This window comes from Methylicorpusculum oleiharenae (genome assembly GCF_009828925.2).
Taxonomy (GTDB): domain Bacteria; phylum Pseudomonadota; class Gammaproteobacteria; order Methylococcales; family Methylomonadaceae; genus Methylicorpusculum; species Methylicorpusculum oleiharenae.
In genome coordinates, this window is the sequence record NZ_WUTY02000001.1 from 4675052 (window position 1) to 4692636 (window position 17585).

The window sequence follows — 17585 nt, forward strand, 5'->3', positions numbered from 1 at the left end:
GGTTTATGTTTCTCTGTTTAAATAAAATTTATAGCTATTACTCTTATATCAATCCGGCTACCAGTGCGATCGTCAGGTTTCGTGTGGCGAAAGACGAAACCAACAGCACGTGCAACTGCCAGCGGTAATTGTTTTCTCAAATCACCAATGGAGCAAGACCATTCCGAAAATCCAAATCTATTTTTAGGTTTTTTCATCATCCACCTATCTGTGCCATTGAAAGATGATTTTTTGAAAAATGAATTATTTGCTGCGTACGCTGTTCCGATTCAAATCCGTCTTTTGCCCTTTTGGCCACGGCATCTCTAATTGCCGTTTTTATTTCCTGATCACTTTTCCCTGAGCGCAGCATGTCTTTTAAATTTACGTCGCCATGATCATAGAGACAGGTTTTGAATGTGCCGTCGGGAGTGAGCCTTAAACGGCTGCATGTTGAACAGAATGTTCTGGAATGACCGGCGATGATGCCGACTTTTCCCCTAAATCCAGGGATTTCAAAAATCCGGGCAGTTGAACACATTTTAAGATGTTCGATTATTTCAGGAAAAGAATTCTGCAAAGTTTTGATGATTTCTTCTGCAGAAAGTGTATCGTTTGAAAAGTGCCCGCCGTTAAAAGGCATTTGTTCAATAAAGCGGACTTCAACTTTATTACTTTTGGCCAACATAGCAAAGTCAACAATTTCATTGTCATTGACGCCTTTGAGAACCACCATGTTCAATTTAACGTTCAGATCCGTTAGCAGAATTTTATCTATGCTATTCCACACCCGTTCAAAATCATCACGTCGGGTAATTTTATAAAAAACGTCTCGCTTTAACGAATCAAGACTGATGTTAATACTGCCTGATTTTATTTTTTGAAACAATGGAATAGTATCTTCTAAAAAATAGGCATTCGTTGTTAAATTGATTGTTTCCAGTTTTTCATATTGATTTATTCTGATTAAAAAATCAGGCAGGCCTTTACGCACAAAAGGCTCACCACCGGTAATGCGCACTTTGGTTACACCTAAATCCAGAAATAGTCCAAGCAGGTGTTCCATTTCCTGAAAACGCAGAATATCATCACGTGCTTTAAGATCAATTCCCTCCTTTGGCATACAATAAGTACAACGGAAATTGCAACGGTCGGTAACAGCAAGCCGAAGATAATTTAAATGACGCCCCTGGGGATCAATCAGATGGGAAGCTGTTGAATTTCTTTGGTGTGTAGTATGTAAATAATCCACGCTCATTTTACTCCTTTCCAAGTACGGAAAGCTTTGCTGTTTCCTGCAAAACTCTATCGACCATGAACCCAATAATCATATTTAGGTCTGCAAGCTCGAAGTTAATTTAAATAGTGCGCTAAATATACAAAACGTTTTTACTGATTTTTAATTTTAATAAAGATCAAAAAATCATTAGCATATGCAGTATTTCTTTTCATTAGGATTTTGGCTCTTTGGGTTTTACACACATTTTCCGTTAACGTATTACATAAGCAGCCGAAAAGGCTGATTTATCCGGCTGTAGTCGGATCAATTAGTGAAAGAACTTCTACGCACGAGCTCATATTTATGATTAAGGACGAGCAATAATTCCGCGCAATCTTTGAAAGAGTTGACGCTTTTACAGCTTATCGACTCGATACTCTTCAAGGCAGGAAAAACGATTTAGAATGGTTGTGGTAAGGAGTCTATCGATTTTAAATCCAAATGAAAGACTCCTTACCTGATCTAATCGCTATTCAAACTACCAAGCCGTATTGTTATGTGCGTACTACAAAGGTTTAAGCCACCGAATAGCTTGTTCCTTCGGTTCCATCCTCCACTTTATAGACCTTGCAAGCTAGCCCTCTGAGTTGGAAGTTGCCTTGTTCCTTATCGCAGTATTCGTCGGAGTCTTGAGTGAGTACGGAATCCGCGGATTTCCAAAGGCTCGATAACGCCGCCCCAGGTTCTTCACTTCCTGTTGTTTCTGGATACCACCAACCATGAGGAACCCTGATTACACTAGGTTGGGTATCGTTACAGAGCCAAGACCTGAGTTTGATTTTCTTTCCAGTGGTATTTTCAACCCATGCCCAATCTCCATCCGACAGGTCTAAATCGTAGGCTGTATCCGGATGGATTTGCATGCGAGGATCCGGCTCACGGCTCCGCAGCACTTCTGTAGAACGGCCGAGGCCAAAACTGTGAAACCAATAATTCTCACGCATCCCGGTGAAAAAGGTCAACGGGTACTCCTTGGCTAACTCCGGCTTCCTCGCGTAGCTTTCTGGTGGTTCAATCCAGCTTGGCAACGGATCATAGCCAAGCTCTTCGAAAATGCTTGAATAGAGTTCAACTTTCCCGCTAGGTGTGCCAAAGCCAGTTTGTTCGTACTTCTTGAAAATCATTTCTGGCGCGGAAGCCCGATCCTGGGTTGATAATTTTTCCCATGTTAAACCCGCAGGCTTTAACCTTTCATCGTAACTATCTTCCATGCTTGCTGGCCAATACTTTTCTTGTCCCAGACGGACGCCAAGCTCACGCCATAACATCCAGTCATGCAGACATTCTTCCGGTGCCTGGACCGATTGTTGTCCGCCCTGGTAGACGGGAATCCAATCCCAGTAATTAAACAGATTCGGTCTTTCAAGCCAATGGGTAGCCGGCAGAATATAATCAGCGATTTGGGCCGTGGGCGACTTAATAAGGTCCATGACCACTAACAAATCTAGGTTCATCAACCCTTCATAAACGTGTGTGGTGTTGGGATAACTGATTAAGGTGTTATTGCATTGCGATATAAGTGCCCTCAAGCGGTAAGGCTTGCCAGTTTTCATCGCCTCCCACATGCTCGCAGGATGCGCCATCGCGCCGCCGGATATCTGGTTTGAATATTTTTTACCCCAAACCTTTTCCATTGCTGGACCGGTTTTTTCGAGTGTTTCCCAACTCAAGAGTTTAAAGCGATCTACACCGAGTAGCTTCTTGCGTTGTTCAGGCGATAACTTCTCATTGAGTTCGAATTCATCATCCGATGAAATTTCTGGATGGTACCCCATCAACAATTCGCCGCCGGGTACATCGAGGTTGCCTGTGATGGCCCTCAATATGGTTATTGCCCGTAAGGTCTGTGTGCTATTGGCGTGGTGATCCGGTACTGCTCCCCATGGGATTACCGCCGGACCCGTAGTGGCATACATGCGGGCAGACTCTCGAATCTTATCCGCCGGTGCCCCGGTGATTTGTGACGCCCACACCGGAGTGTATTCCTTCACTCGTTCAGCGAGTTGTTCAAAACCAACTGTCCATTTTTCTACAAATTCTTTGTCATACAGTTCTTCTTCGATGATTACATTAATCCAGGCCAGTAAATAGGCACTATCCGTAGCGGGCTTAACCTGCAGAAAGATGTCAGCTTGATCACTGTAGCTATTACGGCGTGGATCTGTGACAATCAGCTTTGCACCCTTATCCAGGGCACCCTTAATCCACAAGTACTCAGCTACCCATCTCTGCGGACCCGGAGCGTGACCTAAAAGCACGATGCATTTGGTATTCTCAAAGTCTGGAAACTGCATCAAACCGTATGTCACTTTACTGGGTACCGTGGAATTGGCTAAACACACGTATCCCGTCCAAGTCCAGTTCGGACTCCCCAGTAGGTTCATAAATCTTCGTGAGGCCGCACCTGCGTTAGAGCTCCAGCCATAGGTGCTGCCGATAGTTTCCGGCCCGTCTTCGGATATCAATTGCTTCATCTTATCGGCGATCTCATCTAAAGCTTGCTTCGTACTAATTTTTTCCCACTGACCCGCGCCGCGCTCACCGACTCTTTTCAGCGCATGCGTTAATCGGTCGGGGTGGGTAATGTACTTATTTGCGTTGGCTCCCTTGACGCAGATCGAATTCGGCGTGAGGGGGTGATCCGGATTTTTTTTGATCGATTTCACCAGACCGTCTTCAACGGTGACAAGAACTCCGCAATTGATATCGCAGGTACTACAGATGGCCCATTTCGTTTCTTTGCTCATTTTTAGCCTCTATAAATCATTTTTACTAATTAACAATCATCTTCAACCAGACTTAGTTAATGCCGCTATTTCGCTGTGGCGATTAAACGGATGTATCAACATAAAACTAGACATGCTGGCTACTTAGATACTGCTTACCTATAGTTATATAGGACAAAACTATGTATATAATTACGATCCATCGTTAAACACAACGGTAGAAAACTTAATATACCTTTTAGCATTTATTGAACATAGCGTATCTTTTGCAGAAATATTATAGGGGGAATATCAGCTTGTAAAATACTGATTATCTATGTACTAATAGGCTAAGGCTATTTATTAGATGAGGTGAAACAGAGCTGTTATTTTTATTTTATTGGAGCATGGGTTTTTCTAAGTTGGAAAAAAGACATCTGCAACCCATTTAATACACCACTCTTTCGCTGAGATTGGCTTAGGTGTCCCATTGGATTGCTTAATCAGTATTTTGTAATCACGAAAGTGACTAAGTGCGTGTAAATTGAGCATCAAATTAATCATGGCAATATGCTCAAAGGCTCGACTGGTTTGAATACTGACTTCATAATCCTTACTCAACCGGTGGTAGCGATAAAGCCATGCAAAGGTTCGCTCTACGACCCAACGACGTGGTAACAATTCGAAGCCTTTAGCCTTATCGGATCGAAGAACAACGGCCCAGGCAATACGAAAACGCTTCGCTATCCACGCGCTATATTCTTGGCCACGGTAGCCACCATCGACCCAAATGCGCCGCAGTTTTTTGCAGCTGCCCGTCAGTGACGCCAGGATTAATTTCGCCCCTTCTCGTTCCGGCACATTCGCAGCGGTCACGACGACCACCAGCAACAGACCCATGGTATCCACCAGAATATGGCGTTTACGACCTTGGATGCATTTGGCCGCATCCGTACCCTTTGATACCGGCCAAGGCAGTGATTTTAACGCTTTGGCTATCCATACTGCCCGCAGTAGGATGTTTATGACGCCCGGCTTTCGCCTGACCTGAGCCCGATGCGTTTGGCAATGATCAGTCCTCAGTTCTGGTTGCTGGCTTTCAGCTTTGGTATCTGCGGTTTTACCACCTCTGGCCTGTTTCAGACACATTTGATTTCTCACGGCATCGAACATGGTTTTTCAGAAATGACGATGGCCGTGTCATTAGGCATAATGGGCGCGACCGATATTGCAGGCACCATTTTTTCCGGTTGGCTATGTGATCGCTTTGGTAAGCGATGGCCAATGGCGATTTATTACGCACTGCGGGGCGTTTCATTAATCCTGTTGCCTTATGTTGAATCGACCGGGCAACTGATGGCTTTTTCCATGGTTTACGGTCTGAATTGGTTGTCGACGGTTCCGGCAACCTCTGCGCTCACGGCGGATCTATTCGGCAAGCAAAATGTCGGAATCGTTTTCGGCTGGATCTGTTTTGCCCATCAGCTCGGCGCGGCTTTAGCCAGTTACGGAGCTGGCTATTTGCATGGCTTGTTCGGGAATTACACCTTGACCTTTATGATCTCTGGTCTTTTTGCCTTAGCGGCCACCGGGCTTGTTATGAAAATACGGGAATGAAGTTAAATTTATTGCCGGCTAGTATTATTTTCGCAGTTAAACTGCTTCAAAACTAAAACAGGAGATATAAAAATGCTCTTTATTCGCATCTCGTTAATGAAAAACAGGCCGAATGGCTTTGAAGAAAATTGTCGTTTTGCTATCACCAAAAACGACCTACCGGTTATCGATTTTTACATCGAGTTGTTTTTTTGACTTGATTTCTTTAATTTTAGACGGCCGCTTTATGTCTCACTTTCGTCTTTGAAAAAACCAGTCCATGTACATCTCATTTTGGCCCTAATGACTCAGTGATTAAGTCAATTTGCTCGCCGAATACCGGACAGTCAAATGGATCACAGGTTGCCTAAACTATCGATATTGGACACCGACCCCGACGGTCCGGTTTTGGCCGATACCGGATAACCAGAAACCTCAATTTTTCACTTTACCAGTGGCTGCTTTGGGGGTATTTTAGCTTGCTGGGTAATGGTGTTATGAGCTGCTGTTATGTCCGGACTTTGCCGGCACAAGTGAAGTGCTTACAAATTAAACAACCGCGGCAACCAGCATTATCAAATACATAAACACCTGTATGTATCTACAAAACAGGAGGGTCTTATGGAATCCTTTTTACTGATCATCGCTATCGTTTCATCCCTCTGCCTCCTTATTGCAGTCTATCGACTGAACACCGTGCTGAGCAAAATTCAACACAATACCGGCACTTCCTTCCTAATGGATAAAACGTTGGTCGGTTTGAACCTGACTGGCAAGTGGCTGACATTGTTTGGCGCAGTGGCGACCTTCCCGATGTCGATAGGATTGATTTTTTTTGCAGAGTGCAGCGTCAAATGGGTTGTTTATTTTGGCGTTGCCGGTTGCCTGGCGATAATGGCTGCCGCTATGCTGTTGATGCCGGCTTTACTGGGTTTCGGTTTAACCCGGCCTATTCAAGTCAAAATGATGGTCAACCGATTAATTCGCGTCATTTTGAACCAAGCGAAGCAATTGATTAGGAATAAACCCATTTTCTGGTGGGTTGCAGGCCTACTACTGGCAGTACTTTTCTTCCCACAACTAGAAGAATGGATCAGTGGCGCTGTTTATGTAATTGGGATTTTCTTGGCTGGACGTTTGGGGTTACTTGATGAAATTGACCATGATTTTGAAGCGAAGTGGGGAGGTTCTGCTTACAACTATGCCACGGGTAAATGGGATGACGGTTATCAAGAAGGTGGTCTCTATTGACTGAATTGAGGCATAGCCACATTGATGTGAAATCTATGACATAAAAACAAATAATAACAGCATCATTACCGCAGTGGCTCGAATGATATTGGACTGCATCGCCATGATCGAGATACTGTTTTCACCCCACAATTTGAATTGGCCCCAGACCACATAGGCGGTCCATAAAAACAGTAGGGTTGCGATAATCGACTGTATCGCAGTTTTAAGTTTTTGATAGCTGACGCCGCCTGCACCGTTTGTGAATGCAGCCGAAGATGTTATCAACGGTTTTCCGGCAGCGGTACCTGGAGGTTGAACGCCAGCGCCCCCATTACCCCCCGTACTGACGGAACCGGCACTGCCTCCGGCGGTGACATTGCCGGTAATTGCTGCCAGATTATAACCATTGAACGCCGTGATGTACTGGGTAATGGCGGTGTTATTGGCATCACGGGGAACTTGAACACCGTTGGATGTTAAAAACGTTTTAAGCCCTCCGACCCCGACCAGGTGAGCGCCGGCCAATAAACCCGATTCGGTCATGACGATACCGGCTACCGTTTGGCCCAGATAACGGTCCAGCCCTAAATTTCGTATAAAACCCCACTGCTTGCTGTTGTAATCATTGATCGCTTGGGTTTGCCCTGCCGCGTTGGCTAAAAAGTCGGCTTTGCTGTTAATCCCGTTCTTCCCGGTCCAGATGCCTGTCCAGTCATTGGTATTCGGCGTGTGATCTTTTTGGTAATAACCGGCATCAATCAAGGCGCTCTCCCCCATCTGATAACTGCCCAAAAAACCGTAGCGATTGACGCTGCCGGGATTGTTGCTGGATTCTCTGGCACTGAGCGCCGCCAAGTAATCGCTGTATTCAGAAGCCGCCCACACCACCCCTGAGATGAACAAGCCCATGATCAGTTGCCTGGCCTTTTTCATAACGCTTTATTCTGAGCCGTAGGTTAATGCTTGTAACTGCCCCGCCTGATAACGAAAGTAAAGCACTTTGGTCTGCGTTGGACAGCATAAAGGATCGTTTGGACCCTGAACTTTCGTTTCAACCGGGAGCGTTCCATTCGGTTGCGCGGGTCCAAACCCGTCCACCATGCCGGCAACCGGGCTAGTGGCCAGAAGCTGCCAGTGATTCTGCTGTTTTGACACAATGCTTAACTGATTCCGCCAATAGGTCGGCCCGATGATCGTCCACAACACCGCCTGTTCTAAACCGGGTTTACTGGCGTCTAATTCCACTGGCATGCTCTGTTGAATCTGGGCTTCTTCTCGGGTATCCAGTTGTTGTTTCAATACATCTTCCAACGCCGAATCACGGGGTTCTGCCCTGGCAATAGAAAGCCCTATAACCAGTAAAATGAAGCTAAATGACAGTGTGTTAAGATGCATAGTCGCTCTTTTGTTAATGCTTATTTGATGAGCTTGGTGGCCGCTTTTTCAGCTGCAGCCCCACCTGTCTTTCCTGCAGCACCGGCATAATCTCTCATTCTATTGACACTGCTTATGATTTCACTCCCCACCCGATGCCCCGCCCAACCCAGCACCCCTGACCAGAACAACGGCAGGACGACAAACAACCCGGCAATCACAAAATCAACGACCATAGCCACCACCAGGTTGTTTTGACTGACCGCATCCTGCAGTTGAAACCAGGTGGGCTGAATGGCATTCATTAAATGAGTATCCAGCCAGTGGGCAACCGCCCACAAGACGGTCCAGAACTTGACCGAGAAGACGAGTATGGACATGAACACCACCTTGCTGAGGTCGTAGGCTGAAAACAGTAAATAGAACGGCATCAGCAGATAGATCAGCATCAGGATCACGGCCTGGACGATCGGTGCGGCCGCTTTTATCATGTACAGTACCGGGTAAAAGGACAGGGCTTCCAACAGTCCGCCAAAGGTTGCGGCGATCGATTGGGCGCTGGTGGTCAGGCCCGGATCGTTATAACTATTGAGATCGCGCAGGCCATTAAAGTAACCCGCCTCGCGCGCAATCAGCGTTTTCAGCGCGATCTCTTCAACATCCTGCTGGGGCTTGCCGGCTAAACTGGCCACTGTGGTTTTAAAGTCGGTCAAGTGTGAAGTTTCAATTTGGCCGACCAGGGCATCGCGCAGCCCGATTTTATGGATATGGCCCTGCCCGGTCCACCATTGGGCACAAGTCGGCTTGCCGTCTTTGGGCAGATAGACGGCCGGGTTGTATTCCAGATCCCGGTTTTTGTCGTAACTAAAGCCGGTGACGTTGGTGCTGGCGCGCAGGCTCTGATAGGCCCCGTTCAGCAGGTAGGTTGAACCCAACCAATACAGATCCTCCTGAGCGGGGTTGTTGGGCAGGGTCTGGGGATTATCCAGAAGCCCGGCCATCGCCGGGGTATAACAGTCGTTAAAAAACAACCGGGCTTGCTGCCTCAGCTGAGGATCCTGAATGCGGGCGTTGCTAATTTTAAACGACGTGAGCCGGATATCGGCACTGCAGGGGATACCGACAATCGCTGCCGCATTGATGCCGCCGCTTAAGGCCAGTACGCCGTACCACCACAGGGGGATTTTGGCACTGACGCCACCCAATGCCGCATGGCTAAACGTGCTGTCATAGGTGGTGCCAGTGTTCCCGCCGCTGACCGTTTGGCCACTCGTACAGGCCTTGGTGTAACTGAGTCCGGTATGCTGAAGGGTCAACGTCGGTTGCACCGCCAGCACGATGACGGTAAACATCGCGAACAGTTCGATTTCAATCCGGCGTAGCGAAGTGCTGGACGCATCTTTGGCTTCCTGGCTTTTGATGGGCTCGGCGATGGTGCGCAGCAGCAGGGCGATAAACGGCAGATAGGCCAGACCGGTCTGAACCAGGATATCCCAGAACAGACCGTACAGCGACCAGCCAAACTGGCTGAGGTAGATTTCCAGATAGGAGGAGACACTCATGCAAAACCTGCCTTCAGCGTCATCACCGTTTCGGCAAAGTGCGTTAACAGGGCCTGACAGGCTATCAGTTCCAAGGCTAACAGCCAGAGCGCAAGGCGCCATCGGTAGGCTTGAAGGCTGCTGCGCTGATCGGCAGTCAGCCCTGCCCGTTCGGCATAGAACGAAACCAGGTAGGGCCAACCGCCGATCAGCAGCATCAATAATGTCAGCCGCCAAAGCAGCAGCCAATCTCTGGCGTTATGGATGAGTTGATTCAATCCCCTCAACGAAGAATACGCAGGGGCCAGGCCTAAAATCAGCCCGGTAATACCCAGTGTAACGAACAGAACCGTCTGAACGAACAGGCGCTGTCTGCGATTTTTGCAGTCATCATCAAGGCGATTTCTCATGGCGTGATACCTCCCCCGTCAATAATGGCCTCATCCGCTCCGGCCGGCCCTTGCACGGTCCGTCCCCGCTGGTGATGTTGCTGTTGCAGGTGCAAGATCAGCGCGGCTGTTTTGGAGGCCAGTTCGTTATGGATTTGCCGTTCGAACAGCACATTACTGATCTCCCGGTCCAATTGACTAATGGCTTCTTGTAGCACCCCCGTGGCCTGGGTGGCACTGAGATTGGGTTCGCGGCTGGCGGTCAATAACAGACGCCGGATCAGCATGGCTTTTTCCACCGTGCGGGTCATCGCCGCTTCCGAAGCCAGTTTACTGATCGCCACCGCTTGCTCGGAAGGTTTCAGGGTCTTCAGCGCGGTAATGACATCGCGGTTGATCAACACGGCATCGCTGGAGACTTTTTCAAGATTGGCCAGGGTGGCGGGGGTGGTTCCGGCCACCAGACGGGTCAAGTCCTGGTGGATGACCGCCATGTCATTTTCAACAGTGGGCAACAAGCCGTGCCCGGGGATGGTTTCCACCGGATGATTGTCGTGGGTGCGAATATGCACATCGCCCAAGACCTCGACGGCCCATGCCGAGGCCTTGCCGGGCTCTGGAAACACCTGGACCAGTCGGGGCGCACTGCCTTTGCCGGTGCTGGGCTTTGCGGTGTCATCGGCCTTGCGGTTCAACGTCAGGTTATATCCGGCCAGCACACCGTCCTGGGTCACCTGGATCGGGGCTTGTTTGACGCCCCCGGCTTTGTTGCCGCCAATCCAGGGAATGCCGTTTTCACCGTTGGCCTGTTGCACGTTTTCCTTGGCCTGAACCACATCGACTCGGGCACTGCCGAAGCCGCTTTTCCCCATCTGGACCTTCCAGTCGATGATTTTCGACAAATCCGTCCAGCCGGCATAGGGATTTTGGCCTTGGCGGATGGCTTGTTCATAGTCTTCACAGGTTCTATTGGCCAGCGCGACCGATGCTTCCGCCCGGATCACGGCATTTTGAAACAAATCGTAAAGCCCCGGGTCGATACGCTGTAAGATTAAGGCCGGCAGGCCCCCGATGGCACAGGATACGGCCTGGGTTGCGCCGTTGAGCAAACCATTACCGGCCCCTTTCAGGTTATTGAGGAGATTGGTCAGGCCCAGGGTCGGATCAAAATTACCGCAGCTGTAACCCAGGCCATATTCCAGGGCGCCGGTGACGGTATGGGTATTGACCTGGGTGTTGGCCGGCACCGAAATCGACCGGGCACCGCCGATTTCATAATAAAAATCACTGTTGTCGCTGTTCGCCAAAGGCGCGGCCAAGGCTTGAGCATTCAGGTTGATCACCAACGGTAACGTGGTTATTACCAGGAGTCGGCATACCGTTGGGGTTATGAGCGAGTTCAATTTTTCACCTCAGGACTGGGATAGGCCATAAAATCGATGACGATCAACGCGCCCTTCCTGATTTGGCAACAGGTATACGGCCGCCATAAGGCATGGCGGTAGTTGCCGTCCTCCGCGACCCGTCCCCCGCCCCACCCGCTGGGATCGTCCCGGTCATTGCGGCCGAACAGCAGGCACTGCTCCAGCTTGGGGGACGTGGGCTGCCACCAGCCTTGCTTGTTGGTGTTTTCAAGCAGACTGCCGGGTGACCAGGTTATTTTTTTATTGTTGATAAACCGCCTCTTGCCCAAGATGCTGCGGTACTGATGCGGCTCGCCTTGGCGGGTAATGATGTCGCCGACCCGTTGCGCGATCACGGCCGCCGCTTTCGGCGCTTCTGCCTGCAGGGTCCAGCCGGTGCGGGGATACACCGCCCCCCAACTGTTGAGCGGCCAGCGGCCAATGTCCCGCTGCCCCGGCACCCAGGCGGCCGGATTCAAGGCATCGAGACCGCCCCAGCGCCAGGCCGGTTGATCGGCTGTTGAGACAAAATACGGCGACCCGGCGCGGGTGTTGGACGGACAATAGATGCGCCCGGTCAGCGGATGACCGACCGCCACGGCATCTTGTTGAATCAGCGTGGTGTGATTGCGGTGCGGGATCGCTTGGCGCTGAGGGTCTTCAACCCGGGCTGTGCCTTGTGGATGGGTTATCTGCACCAGCACATCCGGATTGAAATGACCGATTTTAGGCGTGACTTCGATATCACACCCGAACGATGTACAGATTATCCAGATACAGACCCCGACGACACGCAGTTGAACACAGTCATCGGCCAACACCGAGGCACTTACCAGCAGACTCAAGCTCAAGCTCACCCTGACTATTCGCTGTTTGAATGGGGCGCGCTTCATCACTGGGCTCCGTCAGGCTGACGGGTTTTTTGCCACTGCCGATACCGCAGCAGCGCCTGGTTCAGATCGGTCACTCCATACACCACGGCCTTGCCCTGCTCAAAGACGATGGCAGGGTAACGGTCGAGCCGGTATTGGGTGGCCAGCGACAGGCCTTGATAAGCGGTCAACAACTGCTGATGCAGGGACTGAGGGCCGCGGGCTTGGAGTTGCTGTTCCAACGCCTGTTGGGCCGCTGCCTGATGGGCCGGTAAGTGTTGACTGATCCGGGCGAGCACTGTCTGGGGGGCATCCAGGTTGTAGCGTCTGACCTCATAACCCTGTTGCAGCAGGCTTTCGCTTCCGGTGATGACCTCGGCATCGCTGTGGAGCACTTCGATAAGGGGTTTGTCTTGAATCAGTTGCGGCGTCTGAGCATTGATAGGCAACGACCCGATTACAATCAAGATCCCCATCAGTCTTTGCATGCGAACTGGAGCTGCTTTTGAATGACGCGGTGTGATCATGGCCCAACCCCCTCCTCGCGCTTGCGGCTGAGTTCTTCAGCCATGACGCTGACCGCCTCCAGTTCCGAACATCCGCGTTCCTGCATGATCTGATGGCGCCGGGCTTTTTCATCTTCTCGGTCATGGCCAGAGCCAAAGCCAACGGCGGCGGCACGTTCCTGAACAGCAAGGCCCGTTCATCGGTAAGCACGACGCCTTCGGTATACTGCTTGGGGGATTTTCGGGTCGCCAGCAACAGGGCTTTTTGTTCGGCACTGAGCTCCTTGAAACGGGCAATCTGCTCAACTTCTTCTTTGGGCATGACCAGACACAGCCACCATTCCAGCATGTTGAGCATGCGTTTACTGGCATTGGGGAAATCTTCGAGGTTTTGCGTGGCGATCCAGAACCAGGCGCCCAGTTTGCGCCACATTTTGACGATCTTGATGACATACGGCGACAACAATGGATTGGTGGTGATGATATGGCCTTCATCGGTGATCACCAGGGTCGGCCGGGCATCGTTCTGCTGGCGCTCGACCCGGTCATGGATGTGATTCATCAAGCCGATATAGGCCACTGTCAACTGATCTTCATACCCTTCCCGGGCCAGTATGCCCATATCGACAATCGTGACATCGACAGCGGGCCAGCGGCTGCCGGGCCGGTTAAAAAAGTGTCCGGCCAGACCGTTACAAAACAGGCTCATGCCATCGGCCATCTCCACGGCCCGCTCCTGGCGCCGTTCCGATAAGCCGGGTAAGCGGCGCAGCGCTTGCGCCACATCCTCGGTCAACACTTGGTCGCCGCCGGCCTCGAACACCGTTTGCGCGGCCAGTAACAGGGCATTGCGGATCATCAGCCGATCGGCCCGGGTCATCCGGTCGTCTTCGCGTTTATCGCCGCCGGTGATCATGATCCGCGCCGCGATTTCCATTTCACCGAGCAAATCCCGGTTCTCATCGGCGTTATCAAGTTCTTCTTCCGCATCAGTGCTGTCACTCGCCGGATGTGTCTCATCAGCGCCTACCGTCCAGTCATCCAGCAGATCCGTTTCGTCCTGAAAGCGAAAGCCTTCCCCTTTACGCAACGGATCATCGAGCAGTTTCAAGGCGTCACTGAACGGCGGCAGACTGACGTCGGCATTAGGTGCCAAGGTCACCTGATTGAGGCTGACGCCGTGGGCGTGCAGGTACTGTCCCAGCAAGCCAAAGGAGTTCCCCACTTCGATGATAAACACCCGGGGCCGGTAGAGGGCCATCATGTGCAGCAGCAAGTACACCAGGGTGGCCGATTTACCGGCCCCGGTCGGGCCGATGATCAGGGCATGACCGTTCTTCTTCCGGTCGTCACTGTGTAAAGGATCAAACAGTAACGGTTCGGCGCCGCGGTTGAAAAACACGATGCCCGGATGCCCGGTACCGGTGGCGCGGCCATAGACCGGTGCCAGATTGGCGGCCTGTTGGGAGAACAGTAAGCGGGAACGCCTCGCTTCGCGCTGATCGTGTTCGGCACTGTACGCCATCGGCAGGTTGCGCAGGTAACTGTCCAGGGCCAGCAAGTCGTCTTGGGCACGGATCGGATGCAGGCCGTTGGCCAGTAATAAGGAAGTGACTTGATTGCTGCGGCGATGCAAACTGGGTTCATCGTCGCCGCGCACATAAAAGGCCAGTTGGACCGGATACAGTTTGTTGTTCTTGGCGATTTCCATCTGGGCCTGGCCGGCATCACGGGCGGCCAGTTGCGCTTCCGGGTAATCACCGACCGCGCCGCGCTGCACCTGGGCCAAATGCTTGCGCACCGCATCCTGGGCTTTGATGGTGATTGTCATGGCCAGCACGGTGTGTTCGGGCAGCCGGTCGAACAGGGCAAAGCGGTGTTCGCCGACCTGCCGCTCGGCACCGAACAAACCGATCGGCGGCATTTTGCGCAAAGCCTGGACGCTGATGACCTGATGCGGCAGGCCGTCAAACCACCACAGGCCGCGTTGGGCATCGGAATGCGGCATGCCGAGCATCAGCGACTCGCTAAAATCATGGCCGAAAGGCCTATCCTGATCACCGGGATAAGGTGCCTGGCTCAACAAGGTGTCGGTAGTGCCGGTCGGAGGCTTGGGGTTGAACCAGCGAAACAGCCAGTCATAGAGCGCCTGTCCGCCGCAGCGGATAGCGGGAATCCCGGCCGTCGCCAAGGCAGTGGTGAATTTGCCGGCCACCTCGTTGAGTTCCGCTTCGGGTGACGGGTGATCATAATCATAGGCCAGCTGACTGAAGGGGCGCCGCCGGTACAGGGTCGCGCGCACTGTCCGGGTTTGGCCGCGCCAGGGACCGCCGGTCACCAGCTTGTCTTCAAACAGGCCGCCGCTGCGCGAGATGGCGGCCAGATGCCGGGATAAAACCGTAAAGTACGCCTCGCTCAAGGCACTGCCTCGTGCCCGTGGCTGGGCATAACGGCGGATCGCCTCGCTGAGATAACTCAGATTCGGCTCATCCTGAACATACCACTGCACGATCCAGGGATGGTCAACTTCTTCGGGCAGCGAGATCAGGGCGCTGTGCAGCTTATCGCGCAGTTCGCTTAAAAAGTCCTCCGTGCGGGCTTCCGAACTCACGGTCATAATCTTGAATAACGCGCCGACACTGACGCCATCATCCAGTAAAAAACACTGCGAGGACGAATCGTATTCCAGCCAGGGTAACAGATTGGTAAACGAGCACGGCCGTTCATACGCTTGGCGCAGGCGCTGCTGGGTCGGCGGATGGTCGGTACTCCTGCGTTGATAAGGCACTGCCTCACGCTGAGACCTGCTCAAAAAGCGTCGAAAAGCAGCCATCAGTAGCCGGCCTCCGGCTCGCCCGGCAATGCGAACTCGATGCTCTGATAAAAACTGAAGGCGGTTGCATAGCCGGGCACCGGATGCTTTTCAACCGGGCTCAGATGGGCAAAGACATAGAGCACCAAGGTCGGATTTTTTAAGCGCGGAAAGACGGTCTGTAGGTCGTTCTTCATCTCATCGCTGTAAGTCTGGGGGGTGGTCGGTTGTGCGTTGAATTCAGCGTCCTGTTCTGTAGGACGGTAAGGCTTGATTGAATGGGTGAGAATGGATGAAGACTTCAAATCACCGCCGGAAAAATGCCGTTGATAGACTTCTTTCATGGTCGGTCCCGCCTGTGGCAGAATGCGTTCTTTATCGCCGGTTGCACAACCGGTCATAAGCCCGATAGGCAGAAGGACAGCCCCGATTAAACCGAACGGTAAGCTTGTGTTGGTTAGTGTGCTTCTTTTTTTATGGGTCTTGCTGATCATCTTAATCCAACTCATCATCCACCTCGTTATCAGCCACGTCATAGTGGGTTTTGCGCCCCTTCGGTTCATAATCGATCGGCAGTGCCACATCGATGTGGATGGCCAGTTCCGAGCCGGTATCGACATAGACCACATCAAATGCTTGCGCCGCCCGTTCGCGTAAATAGTCACTGACTTCCGAAGCGCCGCCGGCCAAGGCCTGACCGCCGGCGAACTGAGCCGCATCGCCGGTGATGACTGAAGTCGCCACCCCTTGTGCCGCCGAGACAGTGTTGGTGACCTGACTTTGACTGAAGGCGCCGGCCGCCGCTTCGGCGGCTGCGGCTAAGATGCGGCCAGACAAATAGCTGGCGGCATTGCTGATCCGGGTGCCGGTGACACAGGGAATACCCCGCCGGTCGGAGATCCAGCCCAGGGCGCGGGTTTGATTGTCGGACGGGGTGCCTACCGGTTGTTGGTTGTTCTGGCCCAGGCTGTTGTCATCAGAGGCTAAGGTTCGGATGGTGCCGTCGGCAAACACGTAAGTCACGGCGTGAACCTGCCCGCGCACACAGGCTAAGGTCCAGTCGCCGGAGGCCTTGCCACTGAAGATGACGCCATCGAGTCCCGGCATTTCGATGCCGTTGGCGGCCAGGTTGTCACGGCCGACGATGACTTTGAACGGAAATGGATCTTCAATCGCGCCTTTGATCGGGATTCTGCCGATCAGGGCCGTCATGCCCGTGGCACCGATCAAGGTGGCATTGCGGGGGACGGTATAGACCGGCCGGTCGGCTTCGGTCAGCCCGTTTGCGGTTTCAGTGAGGTACTGTTCGGCGGTGCCGGCAGCAGTTTGGCCGTCATGGAGTAACGACTGCGCGGCTTGGGCCGGCGCCGGGCTCACGGCGGGCGCGTTGCGGCCGGTACCTAAAGGTTCGATCCAGAGCAAAGCGGCATCGGGTGGCTTGAGCGTATCGTTACTCTCGATGCCGAAACCGATCGGAATGTCGCTGCCGGTTTCGGGCGAGGGCCGGTTTTGGGCGGCACTCAGTTCATCCAACCGGTTTTTGAAAACATCGACTTGCTGCGCCAGTTGGCTGACCGCATTCGCTGCCTGTTGCTGGGTATCTTGGGCCAGTTGGGTCTGTAAATCGGCTTTGACCCGGGTTTCGATTTCATCGCGCTGTTTGAGCAAGGCGTCATTCTGCATCTGCAGTTTTTCGCTTTCGCTCTTGATGGCCGCAACTTCGGCCGTCAAGGTCCGTATCGTATCGGCCGGGGAATCCACATCGGGACTGCCGGCCACCGGCACGGTAGCCAGGTGAACGTCTGCCGGGCTTTGCCTGAAGGTTTTAACGGTGACCACGACCAGGATCAACATAATGATACCGGCAAGCATCGGAACCAGCCGATTTGCACCCAT

At 52.1% G+C, this 17585-nt stretch carries 16 protein-coding genes and 1 riboswitch; of the genes, 2 read left to right on the top strand and 14 right to left on the bottom strand.

Annotation, left to right across the window (positions count from 1 at the left end):
* Window positions 1-17 precede the first annotated feature (17 nt).
* From GO003_RS20765 to GO003_RS20780, 4 genes are all read right to left on the bottom strand, one after another.
* The gene (locus GO003_RS20765) at window positions 18-200 is read right to left on the bottom strand and encodes a hypothetical protein (protein WP_159657127.1); all 183 of its coding nucleotides are present in this window, start codon (window positions 198-200) and stop codon (window positions 18-20) included.
* Window positions 197-1237 carry a GTP 3',8-cyclase MoaA gene (gene moaA, locus GO003_RS20770; protein ID WP_159657129.1) on the bottom strand — a complete coding sequence of 347 codons (1041 nt, stop codon included), beginning with the start codon at window positions 1235-1237 and terminating at the stop codon, window positions 197-199. The genes GO003_RS20765 and moaA overlap by 4 nt, the downstream gene beginning before the upstream one ends.
* A riboswitch (molybdenum cofactor riboswitch) is annotated at window positions 1226-1344 on the bottom strand. (Overlaps the previous gene by 12 nt.)
* 429 nt (window positions 1345-1773) lie before the next feature.
* Window positions 1774-4005: a molybdopterin-containing oxidoreductase family protein gene (locus GO003_RS20775; protein WP_159657131.1), complete on the bottom strand. Its 2232-nt coding sequence runs from the start codon at window positions 4003-4005 to the stop codon at window positions 1774-1776.
* A gap of 375 nt (window positions 4006-4380) precedes the next feature.
* Window positions 4381-5112 carry a transposase gene (locus GO003_RS20780; protein ID WP_231089120.1) on the bottom strand — a complete coding sequence of 244 codons (732 nt, stop codon included), beginning with the start codon at window positions 5110-5112 and terminating at the stop codon, window positions 4381-4383.
* Here GO003_RS20780 and GO003_RS20785 point away from each other — a divergent pair.
* Together GO003_RS20785 and GO003_RS20790 are read left to right on the top strand one after the other, a co-directional pair.
* Window positions 5032-5580, top strand: coding sequence for an MFS transporter (locus tag GO003_RS20785; RefSeq protein WP_231088875.1), 549 nt, complete (start codon window positions 5032-5034; stop codon window positions 5578-5580). The genes GO003_RS20780 and GO003_RS20785 overlap by 81 nt on opposite strands.
* Before the next feature lie 600 nt (window positions 5581-6180).
* Window positions 6181-6810: a hypothetical protein gene (locus tag GO003_RS20790; RefSeq protein WP_159657778.1), complete on the top strand. Its 630-nt coding sequence runs from the start codon at window positions 6181-6183 to the stop codon at window positions 6808-6810.
* A gap of 33 nt (window positions 6811-6843) precedes the next feature.
* On the opposite strand, the gene GO003_RS20795 is transcribed toward GO003_RS20790, so the two are convergent.
* Genes GO003_RS20795 through GO003_RS20840 form a run of 10 tightly spaced genes read right to left on the bottom strand, consistent with a single transcriptional unit; the run spans window position 6844 to window position 17585 of the window.
* Window positions 6844-7725, bottom strand: coding sequence for a TIGR03758 family integrating conjugative element protein (locus GO003_RS20795; RefSeq protein ID WP_159657776.1), 882 nt, complete (start codon window positions 7723-7725; stop codon window positions 6844-6846).
* A gap of 6 nt (window positions 7726-7731) precedes the next feature.
* Window positions 7732-8187, bottom strand: coding sequence for a hypothetical protein (locus tag GO003_RS20800; protein ID WP_159657774.1), 456 nt, complete (start codon window positions 8185-8187; stop codon window positions 7732-7734).
* Between the two features lie 20 nt (window positions 8188-8207).
* The gene (locus GO003_RS20805) at window positions 8208-9728 is read right to left on the bottom strand and encodes a conjugal transfer protein TraG N-terminal domain-containing protein (RefSeq protein ID WP_159657772.1); all 1521 of its coding nucleotides are present in this window, start codon (window positions 9726-9728) and stop codon (window positions 8208-8210) included.
* Entirely contained in the window at window positions 9725-10117 is a 393-nt protein-coding gene (locus GO003_RS20810) for a hypothetical protein (protein WP_159657770.1), read from the bottom strand. Before GO003_RS20810 ends, GO003_RS20805 begins: the two co-directional genes overlap by 4 nt.
* Window positions 10114-11499 (bottom strand): integrating conjugative element protein, encoded by a 1386-nt coding sequence (locus tag GO003_RS20815; protein ID WP_231089121.1) that lies wholly within the window; start codon window positions 11497-11499, stop codon window positions 10114-10116. Before GO003_RS20815 ends, GO003_RS20810 begins: the two co-directional genes overlap by 4 nt.
* A complete protein-coding gene (locus tag GO003_RS20820; protein WP_159657766.1) occupies window positions 11496-12392 on the bottom strand; it encodes a TraU family protein in 897 nt (298 codons plus the stop codon). Before GO003_RS20820 ends, GO003_RS20815 begins: the two co-directional genes overlap by 4 nt.
* Window positions 12392-12766, bottom strand: coding sequence for a TIGR03757 family integrating conjugative element protein (locus GO003_RS20825; protein ID WP_231089228.1), 375 nt, complete (start codon window positions 12764-12766; stop codon window positions 12392-12394). Before GO003_RS20825 ends, GO003_RS20820 begins: the two co-directional genes overlap by 1 nt.
* Window positions 12705-15710 carry a conjugative transfer ATPase gene (locus GO003_RS20830; protein WP_206444711.1) on the bottom strand — a complete coding sequence of 1002 codons (3006 nt, stop codon included), beginning with the start codon at window positions 15708-15710 and terminating at the stop codon, window positions 12705-12707. Before GO003_RS20830 ends, GO003_RS20825 begins: the two co-directional genes overlap by 62 nt.
* Window positions 15710-16201 carry a TIGR03751 family conjugal transfer lipoprotein gene (locus GO003_RS20835; protein ID WP_159657762.1) on the bottom strand — a complete coding sequence of 164 codons (492 nt, stop codon included), beginning with the start codon at window positions 16199-16201 and terminating at the stop codon, window positions 15710-15712. Before GO003_RS20835 ends, GO003_RS20830 begins: the two co-directional genes overlap by 1 nt.
* Window positions 16185-17585: a TIGR03752 family integrating conjugative element protein gene (locus GO003_RS20840; protein ID WP_159657760.1), complete on the bottom strand. Its 1401-nt coding sequence runs from the start codon at window positions 17583-17585 to the stop codon at window positions 16185-16187. The genes GO003_RS20835 and GO003_RS20840 overlap by 17 nt, the downstream gene beginning before the upstream one ends.

Coding starts and splice junctions, on each gene's coding strand:
- GO003_RS20830 (WP_206444711.1), bottom strand. CDS start 15,710: ATGGCTGCTTTTCGACGCTTTTTGAGCAGGTCTCAGCGTGAGGCAGTG.
- GO003_RS20775 (WP_159657131.1), bottom strand. CDS start 4,005: ATGAGCAAAGAAACGAAATGGGCCATCTGTAGTACCTGCGATATCAAT.
- GO003_RS20785 (WP_231088875.1), top strand. CDS start 5,032: ATGATCAGTCCTCAGTTCTGGTTGCTGGCTTTCAGCTTTGGTATCTGC.
- moaA (WP_159657129.1), bottom strand. CDS start 1,237: ATGAGCGTGGATTATTTACATACTACACACCAAAGAAATTCAACAGCT.
- GO003_RS20835 (WP_159657762.1), bottom strand. CDS start 16,201: ATGATGAGTTGGATTAAGATGATCAGCAAGACCCATAAAAAAAGAAGC.
- GO003_RS20790 (WP_159657778.1), top strand. CDS start 6,181: ATGGAATCCTTTTTACTGATCATCGCTATCGTTTCATCCCTCTGCCTC.
- GO003_RS20780 (WP_231089120.1), bottom strand. CDS start 5,112: ATGTGTCTGAAACAGGCCAGAGGTGGTAAAACCGCAGATACCAAAGCT.
- GO003_RS20820 (WP_159657766.1), bottom strand. CDS start 12,392: ATGAAGCGCGCCCCATTCAAACAGCGAATAGTCAGGGTGAGCTTGAGC.
- GO003_RS20805 (WP_159657772.1), bottom strand. CDS start 9,728: ATGAGTGTCTCCTCCTATCTGGAAATCTACCTCAGCCAGTTTGGCTGG.
- GO003_RS20840 (WP_159657760.1), bottom strand. CDS start 17,585: ATGGGTGCAAATCGGCTGGTTCCGATGCTTGCCGGTATCATTATGTTG.
- GO003_RS20810 (WP_159657770.1), bottom strand. CDS start 10,117: ATGAGAAATCGCCTTGATGATGACTGCAAAAATCGCAGACAGCGCCTG.
- GO003_RS20795 (WP_159657776.1), bottom strand. CDS start 7,725: ATGAAAAAGGCCAGGCAACTGATCATGGGCTTGTTCATCTCAGGGGTG.
- GO003_RS20765 (WP_159657127.1), bottom strand. CDS start 200: ATGATGAAAAAACCTAAAAATAGATTTGGATTTTCGGAATGGTCTTGC.
- GO003_RS20800 (WP_159657774.1), bottom strand. CDS start 8,187: ATGCATCTTAACACACTGTCATTTAGCTTCATTTTACTGGTTATAGGG.